We start from the raw sequence: 18,032 nt of genomic DNA on the forward strand, positions 1-18,032 counted from the left end.
ATTCACATGACAAATTTTTATTCTATGTTAGAAGAATTCATGTACACATCTATTTTAAGGAGGCAAATCTTATGACCAAAGAAACACAGAGCACATTCTATCTGACTGTAAGTGAACTTGAAGAAGCTATGAAACAACATAATTTATATGCAGACTACACCTTGCTTGACGAATCATGGAAGAAACGTTTTGATGATTACATGACCGGCAGGAAAACGATGCCGCTTACTTACGATCCATTCTTCAAATGCATGTTCCACCCAGACAAACATCCAGACTGGCTGTCACATCTACTCAGCGCAATTCTTGGAGAATCAGTTGTGGTGGAACAAATTCTTCCATCAGAGAATACAGCCGTATCTATTGATTCCTTGTTAATCATGGATATCGTTGTACGGTTAAGTGATGGTTCACTTGCGAATGTGGAAATCCAGAAGATTCCATACATGTTCACAGCCGAGAGGATTTCCTGCTACTCATCCGACCTTCTGATACGTGAATATTCACGTTTGAAGAAGAACAAAAATTTTAAATATTCTGACATGAAGAAAGTTTACACCATTGTTCTGTATGAGAAAACTGAGGGTGATTTTAAGAATCCAATGCTGCATGGTGCGTATATCCATCACGGCAAAATCCGCTTTGACACGAACCTAAAACTGAATCTTCTGCAGGAATATTTTCTGATTGCACTTGATGTATTCAGCCAAAACGGATATACTGATGATAATAATCCAGATGCTTCGGAAACAGAACTTATTGCAACGCATAACAATATTCCGGAGACTGGCTTGGTAACAAATGATTTAAGCATGTATTGTCTGGAAGGCTGGCTTTCCATCCTGACTGCCGAGACAATGGCAGATGTGACACGCGTGATCAGACGATATCCATGGAGTGAAGCAATATTCCGTGAAATGAGTGCATATGTAAACAACCCTGAGGAGGTGATTCTCATGTTTTCAGAAGCGTTAAAAATTGCAGATAAAAATACAGTGAAATATATGATCGAGGAACTGCAGGATAAATTACAGCAGACCGAAGATGAATTGCAGCAAGCAGAAGAAAAACAGAAGCAGGAAGCAGAAAAACGAAAACAGGCAGAAGCTGAATTGCAACATTCAAGGGAAGAAATTGCACAGTTGAAAGCTTTGCTGGCAAAGCAACGATAATTGACAGGGGTACCGATGTAGATGGTACCCCCATTTGCTTTTTTGCCACTGGATTTTGAATATGAGATTATACGCACAAGGCACTGCGAAGCTTAAGCAGTGCCTTTTTTTCAATTCGTGACACATAAGAACGGGAGATGTGGAGACGGTTCGAAATCTCTTTCTGTGTAAGTTCCCGGTTATCACACAGTCCATAGCGCAGAGTGATTACTTCCTGCTCGCGTGCGTCTAAAACTTCGGTGAAAATCTCGTTTATATTCCGCAGACTTTCAGACGTGATTACGTTAGATAATACATTTTCTTCATCCATTCGGATTACATCCATCAGGCTGATCTCGTTTCCTTCCCGGTCGGTTCCGATCGGCTCGTAGAGGGATATCTCCCTGGCTTCCTTGCGTTCCTGCCTTAGCCGCATCAAAAGCTCGTTCTCGATACAACGGCTGGCATACGTCACAAGCTTGGAACCTTTGTCGGTATCATATGTATTGATGGCTTTGATCAGCCCGATCGTACCTATGGATATCAGGTCTTCCGTAGAACGGTTCCCTGTCTGATATTTCTTGACGATATGTGCGACGAGACGCAGATTGTATTCTACAAGGATATTGCGTGCGGAAAGATCGCCCGCTTTTGCTTTTTGCAGATAATACGATTCCTCTTCGGGAGAGAGCGGGTGATGAAACGTCTGCATAGCTGCCCTCGCTATCCCTCTTTGTATATAGTATGACGAATGGTGCAAAATAGTGCTTTTCCAACATGGGAAAAGATGGTAATATGGAACTAAATTGGGAGAGGGTGAGGGAATACATATGTTAAATCTAAAACATGATATAAAGATTAATCTGAAAAATGAGAAAGAAGTGTTCCGGCTGATAAGATTGTTGATATTCACTTTTATATTGTCGGCAGCTTTGCTAGGTATATCCGACTATATATGGAATATGACACTGTATCGGATATCGGTCTGGATGGTGCCGTGGCTGGTCGCAATCCCGGCGATTATCAACTGTGTGGAACGAAAAGTAAATCTGAAAGAATTGCTTGGAAATCATATCCTGTTTCAGGTGCTTGTGGGAACTGCGATTGGAACTGCGATGGCGGTTATATGGGATATCGTGTATTTAATGATCGGAGGTATGAAGCCATTATATTATGATTTTTCAATAGGAATAAATGTGCAAAGGCTTGCCCGTTATATATTTGTGACAGGAATAACAGAAGAATTGATTTACCGGATAGCGATTATGGAACAGTTAGAAAAGGTGTTTGAAAAGAGGAAGGTTTTTGCACCTGTGACAGCAAATTTGTTGTTTGCGTTTTCACATCTGTTTCAACATGGCTGGGATAATGTGATTCTTACGCTGTTCGTTGGCGGAGTATTCACTCTATCGGCGTATAAGTGGAAACGTTGTGGATTTGTAATGCTTGCGGTGATGCATGGCATGTTTGACTTCATGACTCACTTTGTGACGGGATTGATAGTGACATTTACTTAAAAATAATTATATAATTGCAAGTGGTAATAATACCAAAAAATTGCTTTTTTTTTCATCTTTATTATGCTATAATTTATTTACTATATTATATTTATGAGAGGGTATTGCTATGCGGATAACTGGAGGAAGAAAGAAGATTCGTATAGGTGATTTGCTTGTTGAAGCGGGGGCTATTACGGAAGAAGAGCTTCAAGAGGCACTTGCCTATCAGAAGGAAAACGGTGGCCGAATCGGTAATGTCATCATGGAACTTGGTTTTATCAGCCAGGAACTGTTGATTACGGTACTTACGACCCAGATGGGAATTGACTACATCGAACTGAAGGCCTGCAAATTGGATGAAGATCTGTTGAAACAGATTCCGGAAAATCTGGTCAACAAATACAAGGCGATTCCGATTGGATATGACGAGGCAAATCCGAACATCCTGCGTGTGGCGATGGTTGATCCGATGGACTTAAACGCCATCGATGATATCGGTATCGCGATGAATACACAGGTAGAACCGTTGCTTGCGATGGAAGAAGACGTGATGGAAGCCATCGGTAAGTATTATGGAAACGCACAGGCGATGGAAGCAGCGGAACAGTATCGGAAGGAAATGCAGGAGAATGGCATGACCGATGCGGATCAGGATGCAATCAATGAAGATATTGAGAATTCGCCGATTGTACTCTTGGTAAAACAGATTATCGAAGGCGGTGTCAGACAGAGAGCGTCCGATATACATATCGAACCGTTGGAGAGCAGCGTTCGAGTCCGCTATCGTATCGATGGTGCGTTAAAACATGTTATGACATATGATATCGGACTTCTGGCAGGTATCAGTGCCCGTATCAAGATCATCGGCGGTATGGATATCGCAGAGAAACGTAAACCACAGGATGGACGTATCACAATCATGGTAGACCGTAGAGAATATGATGTCCGTGTATCTATCCTGCCGACTGTATACGGTGAGAAGACCGTTATGAGACTTACATCCAAGGATGGCCTGACGAAACCGAAGAGCGCCCTTGGATTTGGACCGAAAGAATTAAAAGTATTTGATGGTATCCTGAGCAACCCGCATGGTATTATCCTTGTAACAGGGCCGACAGGTTCCGGTAAATCAACAACCTTGTATACATCCCTAAGCGAGCTGAACACGGAAGATGTAAATATCATCACAGTTGAAGACCCGGTCGAGGCAAATATTGATGGTATCAATCAGGTACAGGTAAATGTAAAAGCGGAGATGACTTTCGCAGCAGCCCTTCGTTCTATCCTCCGTCAGGATCCGGATATTATTATGATCGGAGAGATTCGAGACGGTGAGACGGCACAGATTGCCGTGCAGGCCGCTATTACCGGTCACCTGGTAGTATCGACACTGCATACGAACTCGGCAGCATCAACGGTTACCCGTATTATCGATATGGGTATTGAACCGTATGTAGCAGGTGATGCTTTAGTAGGTGTGATTGCACAGCGTCTTGTTCGAAGACTTTGCAGCTCCTGTAAGCAGGCAAGACTGGCAGAACCGGATGAGAAGAAGATTCTGGGAGTAAAACCGGAAGATATGGATGATGATGTAATCATCTACGAACCGGTTGGATGCCCGCTTTGCGGTGATACCGGATATGCAGGGCGAATCGGTGTATACGAGATGATGCCGGTATCGAAAGAACTGCAGGCGGTTATCTCGAAGGGGGCGACTGCGGATGTTATCGAGAAGCAGGCACTGGCAGAAGGCATGCTTACCTTGAAGATGGGTGCGGCACAGCATGTATTGAATGGTATTACGTCAATCAGCGAGATGAAGAAGATTACATATGAGACGGGTGACGAGTATTAATAAAAAACTATAATGTAAGAAGAGGGAGACAAAAACATGATAGACATGAAAGAACTTTTGGCATTCGCGGTAGAACAGAATGCATCGGATATCCATATTGCGACAGGGATTCCGCCGAAACTCCGTATCAATGGCCGGCTGACAGAAGTAGAGTTACCGCCGATGACGCCGGCAGATGCGGCAGAGGCGATTGGGTCGACGATGCATGACCGTCACAAACAGATCTTGAAAGAGAGAGGTGAGGTCGACTTCTCCTTCTCATCTCCGGAGACAGGCCGATTCCGTGTGAATGTTTTCATGGACCGTGGCAATATGGCGGCTGCATACAGAAAGGTTGATACGATTATTCCAAGACCGGATCAGCTAGGTATTCCGGAGGCGGTCGTACAGTTATATAAGAAGAAAAGAGGTCTGGTACTCGTAACAGGTCCGACAGGTTCCGGTAAATCAACGACACTTGCTTCTATTATTAATAAAGCAAATGAAAACCTGACAGACCATATCATTACACTGGAGGATCCGATCGAGTATATCCACAAACATAAGAAGTCGGTTGTAAACCAGCGAGAGGTTGGTATGGATACGCTCTCTTATGCGAATGCTCTTCGTGCAGCACTTCGTGAGGATCCGGATATTATTCTGGTAGGAGAGATGCGTGACTTGGAGACAATCTCTACAGCAATCACAGCTGCTGAGACCGGACATCTGGTGTTTTCAACACTGCATACAATCGGTGCTGCATCCACGATCGACCGTATCATCGATGTGTTCCCGACACATCAGCAGCAACAGACACGTATCCAGTTAGCGATGATTCTGGAAGGCGTTATCTCGCAGGCACTGATTCCGACAGCAGACGGAAAAGGACGAGTAGCGGCATTTGAGGTCATGCTTGCCAGCCCGGCGATTCGAAGCCTGATTCGTGAGCAGAAGAACCATCAGATTCAGTCTACGATTCAGACAAGCCGTGCACAGGGCATGATTACATTGGATGATTTTATCTTAGATCTCTACAAGAGTGGTAAGATCACAAGAGATATGGCGCTTGTATACGCACAGGATCAGGTCGCAATGAAGAAACAGATGTAACGTTTGTGCATATTTCACAAAATTAAAATATTTTATTGAACTTTATTGCAAAAAACTATCAAATAGAGTAGTATCAGTATATAAATTGTTCATAAAATGTTCATTTTTTAGAAAAATAAGAGGGTCGGAGGAGTTAAGATGGCACAATACAATTATAAAGCCATGGACAAAAACGGCAAAGCGAAGAAAGGCTCAATCGAGGCAATCAATCCGGAGAAGGCAAAAGAAAAGCTGAAGTCTGAAGGTTTGATTGTACAGGAGATTAAGGAGCAGGGTGTCGCGAAAGCAGGCCGTGGCAAGAAAGTAAAGGACAAGGATCTCGCGGTGTTCTGTAAGCAGTTTGCATCTGTGCTGAATGCCGGTGTTACTATCATCAGTGCATTGGAGATGATGTCGGAGCAGTTGGAGAACAAGACATTGCAGCGTGCGTTACAGGAAGCACAGGCGTATGTACAGAAGGGTGGTACTCTGGCGGATGCGTTCAAGCTGAATCCGAAGGTATTCCCGCCAATCATGATCAACATGACAGCGGCCGGTGAGATGTCCGGTAATCTGGAGATCTGTTTTGAACGTCTGACAACACACTTTGAGACAGCAAATGCCTTACATTCGAAGGTAAAAGGTGCAGTTACATATCCTATTGTAATTTTGATCGTTGTTGTTGCGGTTGTAACAGTATTGCTGGTTGGTGTTATCCCGCAGTTTTCACAGATGTTTGATGACTTGGGTTCAGAACTCCCGGCAGCAACACAGATGCTTGTGAATTTAAGTAATTTCCTGCAGCATAAGGGGTATATTGTAGTTATTGTTGTTGTAGCATTGATCTTTGGATTGAAAGCGTTCGGCAAGACAGAAGCAGGTTCGCTGATGTATGCGAAGATTGGCATGAAGGCACCGCTTTTCGGTAACCTGACAGTGAAGTCTGCTGCAGCTACATTTTCACGTACGATGGCGACACTGATGGCATCCGGTATCAGTTTGATCGATGCAGTAGAACAGGTAGCAAAGATGATCAATAACCGAATCATCCGGGAAGCACTCTTGGATGCAAAGGTTCAGATCTCAAAAGGTGTGCCGCTTTCCAAGCCGCTTCGAGATTGTGGTATCTTCCCTGCGATGCTGCCACAGATGACACGTATCGGTGAGGAAACCGGTAATATCGAAGATATGATGGATAAGGTTGCAGATTATTATGAGATGGAAGTAAACGATGCAACAGATGCATTAACCGCAGCGATGGAACCACTTATCATTGTAATCATGGGTGTTGTAGTTGGTGGTATCGTTATGGCTATCTACAGCCCAATGCTTAGTATGTACGACGCGGTCGACAGCTACTAAGATTCTGGTCGGATACAAACCGTCGGGCGAGGACGTCGGTTTTATCATATAAAAAACTATATAAAGAAAAGGAGAGAAAATTTATGAAGAAAACAAACAACAAAGGTTTCTCACTCGTAGAGTTGATTATCGTTATTGCTATCATGGCTATCCTTGCTGGTGCTATTGCGCCTGCACTGATCAAGTACATTGATAAGTCTAGAAAGTCTAACGACGTTAGCTCTGCAAAGACAATTAAGACAGCAATCGAGACAGCACTTGGTACAGAAAGCGTATATGAGACGTTGACAAACATTGATGACACTAAGGATGTAACGAAGATTACTATTTTGCCGGGAGAATCTACAGCGTCTGACACATCAACAGGTACGTCAGCTGTCAGCATTACAGATTGTACAGCACAGACAGGATCTGCGTCATTAACAGAATGTGCTAAGTCAATTGGTTCTAATATTGGTGAGAAAACACCAAAGACAAAGTACAAAAAGGAAATTAATAATGAAGGAGATCCAAAGGGAGCTGGAACAAAGTTTGCTCCTCAGAGCTTTGTTGCATTTATTACACCAGGTGGAACAGTATATGTATGTGTAGCTCCAGCAAGTGGTACAGGTGCATCTTGTGATCCAGATGGAGGATCTTCAGGTTCTGCATCTTTCACATCATGTGCTCCACTTGCACCAGAAGTATGTAAGGGATATCAGTAAGATATAACTTCAAAATTAAATCTGTATAGTTGGATTCCACTCGATTCGCCGGGTGGAATCTAGCTGTATATTACTATCTATGTGACTGAAAGGAACGAATGACATGAGTATGACAACTTTACATATTATTATTGCAATCCTGTTTGGATTGTATGGTATCGTGATTGGGAGTTTTGTGAACGTTCTGATCTTACGGTTGCCGATTCATGAGAGTGTCACCTTGAAGAGGTCACATTGTATGACATGCGGGCATACCTTATCGTGGTATGAACTCATTCCTTTATTTAGTTATTTATTTTTAGGTGGAAAGTGCAGGCATTGTAAGGCACATATCTCGGTGCAGTATCCGATTGTGGAAGCTGCAAATGGAATTATGTACGTGGCAATCTTCCTCGCAAAAGGTGTCACAGCAGAGACGTTCCTTTATTGCCTGTGTGCTTCTGCCTTGTTAGCACTAAGCGTCATTGATGGACGTACACAGGAGATCCCTTTGGGATTCAATATTTTTATACTAATTTTGGGACTGGTTAGGCTCTTTACCGATCTGGGTAATTGGAGTCAGTATGTAATCGGTTTGTTTGCTGTCAGCGTTTTTTTACTTCTCATTAATCTTGTTACGAAGGGGAGAGGCATAGGACACGGTGACATAAAACTTATGGCAGCAACCGGCTTACTGATGGGCTGGAAACTTATTGTAGTAGCATTTATCGTAGCATGTATCATCGGAACGGTGGTGCATCTGATACGGATGGCTGTTAAGAAAGTTGGCAGGAAGCTGGCTTTTGGCCCATATTTATCTATGGGTATATTTATAGCAATGATATGGGGTGAACAGCTCGTGAGCTGGTACCTATAAGTATATGGACGAAAGTCCTACATAAAATCACTGATTAGCGAGGGAGGCTATAACGAATGGCAAAAAGCAATAAAGTGTTATCCATTGATATCACAAACGAAAGTATTACAATTATTGAGCTGACTGCTTCAGCAAAAAAGCAGACGATGATTCACAATATCATCATTTTTGAAACACCGGAGGATTCCTATGAGGACGGTGTATTGAAGGAGCCGGAGAAGATTGCAGAGGCAATCACACAGCAGCTTGCGGCTCGCGGTATCAACAATAAGAATGCAATCTTTGTTCTTTCATCTACGAAGATCGTGAACAGAGAGGTTATGATACCATTTGTTCCGGAGAAAAAGATCAGAGGAATTATCAATTCAAACTCATCCGAGTATTTCCCTGTAAATATAGAAGATTATATCGTGTCTCATTCTGTACTTGAGACAGTGACAGATGAAGAAAATAACAAACAGCTTCGTGTACTTGCAGTTGCAGCACCGGAGCATATGGTGAAGTCTTATTATGACTTAGGCCAGATGGCTGGATTAAATGTCGTTGCACTTGATTATATCGGAAATGCAATGCTTCAGCTCATCAAGACACAGACAAACCAGAATACAACGACAATGGTTATCCAGCTCGGCAGCGAGAGCACGGTATTGAATATCGTACAGGGTGACAATCTGTTGTTACAGAGAACAGTTCCATATGGTACAAACTCTGTAGTGAATGTCGTGATGGACGATAAGGGCGTCGATGCAACAACCGCTATGACATTGCTTCAGAACGATCGTTTGATCACCGTTGATTTCGATGACAATGAAGTGACCGGTGCATTCCGTTACCTGATTAACAATATCGGACGTGTTATGGACTTTTATGCATCGAAGAATCCGGATAAGCCGATTGAGGATGTGTTCCTGACCGGTGATGGTGCGTTAATCCGCGGTATTGACGGATTATTCAAGGTACAGTTAAATGTCAGCACACGTATCATGGATACACTTTATAATATCAAGTTTGATCCAAGTATTGATTTGAAGGTATACAATCCGGTATATCTTGTAACTCCGATTGGAGCTGCGTTTGATCCAATGGGATTTGCACTTGCAGATGCCGGTACACAGACAACCAAGTCAGAGGGAAGTATCGCTCCTTTTGTAGCACTTGTTGCGATTGCGGCAATTGGTGCAGCCGGTATGGCATTTTACTCTATCAACAAGAAGAATACCGTGACAGAGAAGAAGAATCAGTTAGAGGCAGATATCGCAAGAGTCAGTGATATCGAGCAGATTATCAATGATTATAATGATGCAGAAGCAAAGTACAATGATATTGAGTCTATGTACTATACAACTTATGTATTAAATGAGAATGCAAGACAGTTTATCAGTGAATTAGAGGAGAAGATGCCTTCTGAGATTACAATCAGCAGTTTCTCCACATCTGATTCCGGTGTGACACTTCCATGTACATCTACCAGCTATGATGCAATCGCAGATTTCATTATGCAGTTGAAGACGATTGATTGTGTGGATAATGCATATGTGGCATCTATTTCGAAGTCAGAGGATGAGAGTGGACAGTTAACATATACATTCTCAGTATCTGTAAACTATGTACCGATGATGCAGGATCCGGCAGCAGAAGATACATCTGCTGATGGACAGACAGAAAATGTAGAAGAAGATTCTACAGAAGCAGAGTAAGAGCAAGGGAGGAACGGAGATTATGAAATTAAGCAAGAGTAATATTAAGATATTATTGTTTATCGCAGCTGCTGCCATTCTTGGCCTTACATATCTGTATGTATTTAAGGATAATATGAGCACAGCGGATTCGATTCAGTCAGAGGTAGATACGTTACAGGCAAGATATGATGATCTGATGGCAAAACAGCAGGATCGTGAGATGTATGAGGAAAAGACAAAGGAATTCAATGAGAAGTTCGAAGAGAGACTGGCATACTTCCCTGCAAACTTAGATCAGGAAGTATCAGTTATGTTCGTAAAAGGCCTGACAAAAGATCAGGGCAATCTTCAGTTTGATGTGAATTCTGTAGGACTTGGACAGCCACAGACATTTTACAGCTTAAGCGCGGCTGCGGCTGCGGATGTAGCGTCTGGTGAGACGACAGACACATCGAATGATACAGCGATTGCCGGTGGTTATGAGTGTATGACAGCAGCATTTCCTCTTTCTTATGAAGGATCATATGAAGGCTTGAAGGATTTCATCGATTATATCGCGTCATACAAATATCGTATGAATATCTCATCTTTCAGTATCGCATACAATGCATCTGATGATACATATTCCGGATCTATCGCTCTGAATGCATACTGTATTACAGGCGCTGACAGAGAAGGCGGACTTGTAGATGTCGATGTGAATGTTCCTGAGGGAGTATCTAATATCTTCCTTGGTGGAGAAGGTGCAGCTACTGTAACAACATCCAGCCATGATGGAGATCAGGGTGAGGGTATTGCAAGCAAGCATGATATCCAGATTTCTTTGAACAATGCAAATGCAGACAGCACAGATGGTATCATCGTAAGTGCAGGAAGCAATAAAGTAAGCTCTACAGCAAACAGCGTAGAGAAGGTTGATCTTTCTATCAAGGAAGAAGATGGAAAGAATATGGTAGAAGTAAAGCTTGGTGATGATTCTTATTCATTCGAGCTTACAGATAAGGAACTTGCGATCTATGTAGAGTCTAACGACCGCGTAGACAGTGATGATAAGAATGGTGTGAAGTTAAATGTGACAAACGATACAGATGTTCCTGTATATGTGAAGGTCGCAGGTGATGATTCAGACGCTCCTAGATTTGCCTTAGGCAGCAAGACAGGTACTGTTAAGGTATACTAAGAGAGGGTGAGGTTTATGGCAAAAACAAATAATAAGGGTTTCAGTTTGATTGAAATCGTCATAGCAGTTGCCATATTGTCAATCCTTTTGACTCCGATTATCAGACAGTTTGCCAACACAATGGAGACCAGCCGGAAGGCGAAGGCTCTCCAGGAGGCAAACGAGACAGCATCCTATGAGATAGAGGAGTTCCAGAGTCTGTCGAAGAAAGAACTTGATAAGACATACGATGCGGGCGGGACGGCAGGTGCTACAAGCGTAGTTGAGTATAAGAAGACAGCAAAGCTTGTAGACAAGAATGGACAGCCAATCATGAATGGAACTTCCGAGGCGGAAGTAGATTATACGATTTATCAGTATAATCTGGAAGACAGTAAGATTGGAGCAAAAAATGATGTGTATTCCAATACTGTAATGTTAGATGATCTTTCTCTTCAGATTCGAAGCTTTGGAGGAGAAACGGCACCGAAGCATTACAAGATTGCATATGGATTGACGAAGACAGATCTGTCGGGCAATGAGGCGTTTAATGATTTTGTAATTACAAACGAAGGTGCTGCTGTAGAGTATGATGCAGATAACCATGTAACGAAGATTGTCTGCACAGACAAGAATAATGATAGTGCAAAAACAGATGTTGCATATATCCAGAACCCGAACACGGTAAATTTGGGAAATATGCATGATCTGGATAAGACTAAGATGGCTTTGATTCTTGGCAGTACATCCAGCTATGATTCAGAAGCATATGCGACTTTGTTCTCGAAGGCGATGGATCATCTGAAGACACTTGACCGTGATTCCTGGGAACAGGCGTTGTTGAATGTCGATAGTGAGTCTATCTTATCGCAGGATGCCTTGACATCGAAGCGTATGATTAAGATTTATGCGGATCAGCCGGATGCATCGAAGAACGATTATGTTGTGAAAGTAGATGTATATTACATCTACAAGTACAGCCTGACTGTAACTCCGAAGGATGAAAATGGAAATCCACTCCCATCAATTACGAAGGCGTATACGGATATGATTACATATACGATATATAGCCAGAAGTTCACGAATATGGAGAAGGCACCGGAGATTTACTTTGAGTATCAGCCATATTGTCTGAGTGGAGATACGAATGAAAGTAATATCGACGAAGTGACTTATCAGGCAGATGATTATATCATGTTTGATAATTATGTCGATGAGTGTAAGCTGTATCTGTACAAGCCGTATAAAGATCAGATGAATTCAGATGCACCGGATGCAGATGGTAGTGTAATAAATGATGACAATAAAAACCAGTATAAGGATTATGATCAGGCGAAAGCAAATGGGTTCAATTATTATACAAATCGGTCTGACAGCAAGAAAAAAGTAACGATTCATCTGGCAAGTAAGACAGCAAACAGTAAAGTAACGTTTGATGAAGATGGCAATTACGAAAGTGATAATACAACAAAACGTGTATACATCTACACGAACTTTGCAACGGAAAACGACATAAAAGGATACAGAGAAGGCGTGGCAAGTTATAAGGGTGAATCTTGTCAGTTTGTATCCGATGATTTTGGCGATGAGTTCAAGTTCGTCAGAGGTGAAAAAGATCCTGTAGATAAAAATGTGGATGAATTATCTGCAGTATATAAAAAGGAAGCGTTGGGAAATGTATATACTACCTCTGTTAAGCAGAGTGATGGCAATTATAAAGATTGTGATCCGGAAGATGCAGAAAGCATCCTGCGTACGATCAGTGATGATAAGCGTGAGGAAGAACGTCTGTATACAGTCACGGTAGTCTTACGACCTAACAGTAACGCATTAAACACAATACGATTATCTGGAGCAAAGGGGGCTAATTAGTTGAAAAAATTGAAGAAATTATTCAGAAAACTAAAAAGTAATGCTGGTTCCAGTATCATCATGGTCATTGTGTCAGTTGCATTTATTGGAATTATTGTTGGCGCATTGCTTTCAGCAGCGGTTTTGTCTTACAGACTGAAGCTGCAGGATTTGAATTCAAAGGAGAATTTCTACTATGTAGAGCAGGCGATGAATGAGATCTATGCCGGTGTGGGAACACAGACGGTAAAAGATTTGCAGGATGCTTACCTGTATACGGTTGAGAACATGGTAGAATATGACCTTGGTAAGAGCCGTTATGTGACAAAATCTCAGGATGAGGCACAGGAGATGTTCGCTGAGAGATTCTACAACAATCTGAAGGTAAATCCGTTCTTCCAGAACAAAAGTGATACTGCAAAACTTGGCAAGCTGCTTGCTTCTTATATATCAAATGAGACAGTTGTCCTCGATCCGGCAAGACTGCAGGTTGTTGATTATAAGAATGATAAAGGCAAGGTAGTCGGTATGATTATACAGAATGTCAAGGTGAGCCGGACGCAGGAGTATAATCGAAACAGTGCGGGTGGCACGTATACACAGAGTATTACAACAGATATCGTAATCGGTGATCCGGATTTCAAGGTGTTATTCGATGCAATTAAGGATGATGATCCGAATATCTTGAAATATTCTCTGGTTGCAGATATGGGAGTCTATGTAGATCAGAAGGCGACACCACTTACGGTTGCCGGAAATATCTATGCGGCATCAGATTACTACAATAAACAGTACAATGTTTCCACATGGGATAGTGAAGCTGCAGAGACTTATAAAGATAAGTACAAGAATGATAAAGACCAGTATATTGTAAAAGATGCAGATGGAAAATCAAAATATTATAAGCTTGGTGCAGATGGAAAACCTATTGTTGATAAAGATAATAAAATGACTCCGGTAGGATTATCAGAGGTGTATACACATGGCGCTGTTACATCCAAGAGTGCATTGGTGGATAAACCGGGCGCAGGAAATACTTATTACAATGTGGAGATGAAAAAGCAAGAGGATACAACGGACATAACACAGAAAGAGTATTACGATGGAGAGAATATGAAGAGTAAATACTCCGGTTTCTATGTGAATGGTTCTCAGGTATCCATCGTTGCAGATACAGTAATCGTACCAGGTATGGTGGCTGTTGTGGATAAAGGTTCGTTGTCTGTCTATGGTAGAAGCGGAAGTAAGACAACACAGACAGAAGTGTGGACAGATGGTATCGTATTAGATGGCTACAGCACAATCATCCATGCATCTAAAGAGGGTGAAAAAGATACGTATAAAGGTGCGGAAGCAATCTTCAAGGCTGATCTGTATGTGAAGGATGATACAGAAGTAAACGCCGCAGGCGCAACATTCCAGTTAGCCGGTAATTACTATGGCTATGGAGACAGCACAGAGAAAGATGCCAGAAAGTTCACAAGCCTTGTAAATACTGATAATTTCCAGGTGGATGTTACAACAAAAACAGAAGATGGAAAAACCACAACGACGAAAGAAAATCGTGGACATTATAACAGTAGTGCAATCATCGTGAACGGTGAACAGTCTACGTTGAACTTGCGTCAGACACAGAACTTGTTCCTTGCAGGACGTACATACATTGAACTGTCAAAGGATGTAAACAGAGAGGCAGGTAAGGCAGTTGCATATGATGAGAACGGAAATGTAAAGACAACACCTGCACTTAATGAGGATGGAACCGAAAAGAAGGATGCAGAAGGAAAAACAGTACTTGAGACAGCGTATGAAGATGCGTTGATATCAACGTATCAGTATCATCCAACGGATTTCAATCCGGAAGCAACCGCAGAAGAACGTAAAAACAACGAGAATAAGACAACGATTCGGGACTATAAGACAGGTGAGAGTATCTCTATCAAGAGTAACCAGCAGGCATATATTCCGGTTACATATAAGGGAACTCCGGCTTTAGCGAAGGATACATCCGGCAAATCACTTGGTTACTATGAAGCTGAATTATCTCCATCTGTAAATAAGAGTACATTGTTTGAGAAGTATTTCCCGGATAGTGTATTCCATGGAAAGGTTCCATGTATCTTACAGGAAGTATCAGGTAAACGATATTATTATTATGATTTCGAAAGAGCCTATAATTCTGTGAAAGATTCTGTGGATACCGATTTATATCCTTCTGCACAGTATTTTGCGGCAGGATTTATTCAGGATTACACAGCAGAACTGAATAATAAGAAGAGTGCGATTGCACAGTATCTGGTAAATATCGGAGATTATGAAGATTTCGATGCGGGTGATATTATTCTCCCGGATGTAAAAAATAATGATAAGGTAAACATCTTCTCAAGTGGTGCAATCACCGCAAAGGAAAATACAACCTTTAGCATTGTCAGAGCAGATGAAAATAAGAAGAACGAGAATGGGCAGGTTGTTGGAAATGTTATGAATGCACTTTTGACATCGGATGGATTGAAAAATCAGGATTATGTAAAGGATATTACGAAGGCTGACGATCAGTATGTGACAGCAGCGCAGTTATCCGATAAGCTTGATATGGAATATATCTATATGAAGTGGAATCTTGGCCATTACAGAACAGATGTCGATGCTACGACACTTACCAATAATGATACTGAAAAAAAGTACATTCAGGATATGGTAAACAGTCAGGATTTCGGTGAAGAAAATCTTACGCCGATTAACAAGTTCCTTGATATGTCATTGATTACGGACAGTACAAATATCATGCCGGAATTTGCTAATAATTCTACAGGTGATGCCGATAAGGATAAGGTACATGTATTGAATCTGGCATCCGGTTATTCGGTTTGGGTCAGCAATGATGATGTAGTTATCTCTTCTAAGACAGATGACAAGGGTAAGGTTCGTGGTATAGTAGTGACAAAGGGAAATGTCTACTTCGATGATACAGTGACAGATTTTGAAGGTATGATTGTAGCGGGCGGTAAGATCTACATCAACTCGAACGTGAAGACGATTTCATCAAATGCAGAGTTATGTCGTACCATTCTTCGTGAGTGTATGTTGAGCGAAGGTGAGACAAACAACGGTAAGAATGCGAAATTCCTGCTTTCCCTCTTCCGTGGATATTCACCGGATAGTACAGGATCATCAAGCGGAACAGATAACGGAGATTTGAAGACAATCGATATGATTGATTATACGGATGTATGTAGTTTCGCTAACTGGATGAAGAATGTAGAATAAGAGGTGGCCTATGGAGAAGAGAAGATTTATGAGAGAAAATAAAGGCTACACGCTGATAGAGATGATTATTGTGATTGCAATCGTGGCAGTTCTGACAGGAGCTGCCATGGTGACAATCTCGATTATTCATAGTGCGAAGGCAAAAGAAGCATCCAGTACCTTGGAGGATGCACTTGGTGAAGCACAGATGAACGCAAAAGGCAAGATGTGCGTGGCAGTTGATCCCGCAGATCCAAGCGCAGGGAAGAAACAGCAGCCGGATTACAGATTTGCGTTATGCGTCTACAAAAGTGGATCCAAGTATTATGTAAAGAAGGGTTATTATTTCGGTAACGGTGCGGATATAACGGCGGAAGGAAGCTATGATTTCCCGGCAGATGAGAATGTCGGCAGTGGAAAGGGCACATCCTTTTCTGCGTATGTCAAGGTTACATATGTAGATGATGCCGGAACCGAACGTGAGATTGCAGACAGTACACCGGTCTATATTATCTATGACAGACAGGGAATGTGTACGGCAGGTTATGGAAAGTTCAAATTCTATAAATCAAATAAAAATGTGTTGATATCAACTGTTTCGCTCAATAAGAACGGCAGTTATTCATCCAATTAATATGGGGAGGCGTGAAGATGAGAAAAAAGATAAAACAAAATAGCGGCTTCTCCCTGATAGAGTTGATCATAGCCATAGCGGTACTTGCATTTTTGATGCTGGCGGTTTCATCTTTTATGGGGTCAAGCGTGATGTCTTCGAAGAAAGCAAAAGTGGATGTCCGAATGCAGACACAAGCGCAGGAGACATATAGCTTGATTACAGATTCCATTATGCAGGCATCAAATATTTTGCTTGTAGGATATCGGGCTGACGATGACAGTCTGATAACGTTCTCTGGATATGAAGACGATGGAAAAGAGACAAGCGCATCTCTGAGGAAGATATATTATGTCAGAGATGAAGAGACAAAAAATGATCTGACAGACGCTATGAAGAGCATGAAAACAAAACAGTATTATGGGTTGACGAATGCAGATGTATTAACCGAGGATAATGTGAAGCTGTTCAGTGAGTTAAGTGAGAGTGATAAAGTATATGTATCGTATCTGAGAATCGAAAGTTCGGTTCCAATCGATATGAATCAGGTAACCGGAGCAAGTTTGGATTCGAATGATCAGACATTGACAAATGCGATTACCGGCACAGATACACAAGTCACATATACATTGAATGGCTCTAAGAAAGTCTATAGTACAAATGATACATTAGTATCTACCTTCTATTTTGAAGGAAATAATCTGTATTACAGCAGAAAATATGCATTTATGGATAAGCTGAATGATACAGTGGATATGACAAGCACATCTTCAAAACAGTCGCATCTGTACAATAAGTATTTCTCTTATCGGACAGGAAAAGAAGGTGCGAACGATGTGGAAGTATCAGGATGTGTTGCAACCGTAAACGCAAAAGATAAGACAATTGGAATTGATCTGTTTTACAACCAGTCCAGCATGACATATACAACGATTGGACGAATCAATCCAAGAAATTCTTTTGTGTTAGTACCAAGAAAGTAAGGAGGA

14 protein-coding genes are annotated in these 18,032 nt (G+C 41.8%); 13 read left to right on the forward strand and 1 reads right to left on the reverse strand.

The window, feature by feature from the left end; genetic code table 11:
* Positions 1-71: 71 nt before the first annotated feature.
* On the forward strand, positions 72-1,172 hold the full coding sequence (locus KP625_RS00840) for a PD-(D/E)XK nuclease family transposase (protein ID WP_238298717.1): 1,101 nt from the start codon (positions 72-74) through the stop codon (positions 1,170-1,172).
* A 67-nt stretch (positions 1,173-1,239) separates the two neighbouring features.
* On the opposite strand, the gene sigK is transcribed toward KP625_RS00840, so the two are convergent.
* A complete protein-coding gene (sigK, locus tag KP625_RS00845; RefSeq protein WP_238298719.1) occupies positions 1,240-1,863 on the reverse strand; it encodes an RNA polymerase sporulation sigma factor SigK in 624 nt (207 codons plus the stop codon).
* Positions 1,864-1,981: 118 nt separating this feature from the next.
* On the opposite strand from sigK, the gene KP625_RS00850 reads away from it, so the two are divergent.
* The 12 genes from KP625_RS00850 (at position 1,982) to KP625_RS00905 (ending at position 18,026) form a co-directional block, all read left to right on the forward strand.
* The gene (locus KP625_RS00850; RefSeq protein ID WP_238298721.1) at positions 1,982-2,668 is read left to right on the forward strand and encodes a CPBP family intramembrane glutamic endopeptidase; all 687 of its coding nucleotides are present in this window, start codon (positions 1,982-1,984) and stop codon (positions 2,666-2,668) included.
* Positions 2,669-2,777: 109 nt separating this feature from the next.
* A complete protein-coding gene (locus tag KP625_RS00855) occupies positions 2,778-4,505 on the forward strand; it encodes a GspE/PulE family protein (protein ID WP_238298723.1) in 1,728 nt (575 codons plus the stop codon).
* Positions 4,506-4,541: 36 nt separating this feature from the next.
* Positions 4,542-5,594: a type IV pilus twitching motility protein PilT gene (locus KP625_RS00860; RefSeq protein ID WP_177970988.1), complete on the forward strand. Its 1,053-nt coding sequence runs from the start codon at positions 4,542-4,544 to the stop codon at positions 5,592-5,594.
* Between the two features lie 138 nt (positions 5,595-5,732).
* Positions 5,733-6,935 carry a type II secretion system F family protein gene (locus tag KP625_RS00865; RefSeq protein WP_238298725.1) on the forward strand — a complete coding sequence of 401 codons (1,203 nt, stop codon included), beginning with the start codon at positions 5,733-5,735 and terminating at the stop codon, positions 6,933-6,935.
* Positions 6,936-7,018: 83 nt separating this feature from the next.
* Complete coding sequence (locus KP625_RS00870; RefSeq protein ID WP_238298727.1) at positions 7,019-7,639, forward strand: type II secretion system protein; 621 nt, start codon at positions 7,019-7,021, stop codon at positions 7,637-7,639.
* A 103-nt stretch (positions 7,640-7,742) separates the two neighbouring features.
* Positions 7,743-8,495 carry a prepilin peptidase gene (locus tag KP625_RS00875; RefSeq protein ID WP_370641380.1) on the forward strand — a complete coding sequence of 251 codons (753 nt, stop codon included), beginning with the start codon at positions 7,743-7,745 and terminating at the stop codon, positions 8,493-8,495.
* A gap of 56 nt (positions 8,496-8,551) precedes the next feature.
* Positions 8,552-10,192 carry a type IV pilus assembly protein PilM gene (pilM, locus tag KP625_RS00880; RefSeq protein ID WP_238298729.1) on the forward strand — a complete coding sequence of 547 codons (1,641 nt, stop codon included), beginning with the start codon at positions 8,552-8,554 and terminating at the stop codon, positions 10,190-10,192.
* A gap of 22 nt (positions 10,193-10,214) precedes the next feature.
* Positions 10,215-11,354: a hypothetical protein gene (locus KP625_RS00885; RefSeq protein ID WP_238298731.1), complete on the forward strand. Its 1,140-nt coding sequence runs from the start codon at positions 10,215-10,217 to the stop codon at positions 11,352-11,354.
* Between the two features lie 15 nt (positions 11,355-11,369).
* Complete coding sequence (locus tag KP625_RS00890; RefSeq protein ID WP_238298733.1) at positions 11,370-13,205, forward strand: type IV pilus modification PilV family protein; 1,836 nt, start codon at positions 11,370-11,372, stop codon at positions 13,203-13,205.
* Positions 13,206-16,451, forward strand: coding sequence for a hypothetical protein (locus tag KP625_RS00895; RefSeq protein WP_238298735.1), 3,246 nt, complete (start codon positions 13,206-13,208; stop codon positions 16,449-16,451).
* Between the two features lie 10 nt (positions 16,452-16,461).
* Positions 16,462-17,064 carry a pilus assembly FimT family protein gene (locus tag KP625_RS00900; RefSeq protein WP_238298737.1) on the forward strand — a complete coding sequence of 201 codons (603 nt, stop codon included), beginning with the start codon at positions 16,462-16,464 and terminating at the stop codon, positions 17,062-17,064.
* A 17-nt stretch (positions 17,065-17,081) separates the two neighbouring features.
* On the forward strand, positions 17,082-18,026 hold the full coding sequence (locus KP625_RS00905) for a PulJ/GspJ family protein (protein ID WP_238298739.1): 945 nt from the start codon (positions 17,082-17,084) through the stop codon (positions 18,024-18,026).
* Positions 18,027-18,032: the final 6 nt, after the last annotated feature.

Origin of the sequence: Eubacterium sp. MSJ-33, from assembly GCF_022174665.1 — a bacterium.
GTDB lineage: Bacteria > Bacillota > Clostridia > Lachnospirales > Lachnospiraceae > Coprococcus_C.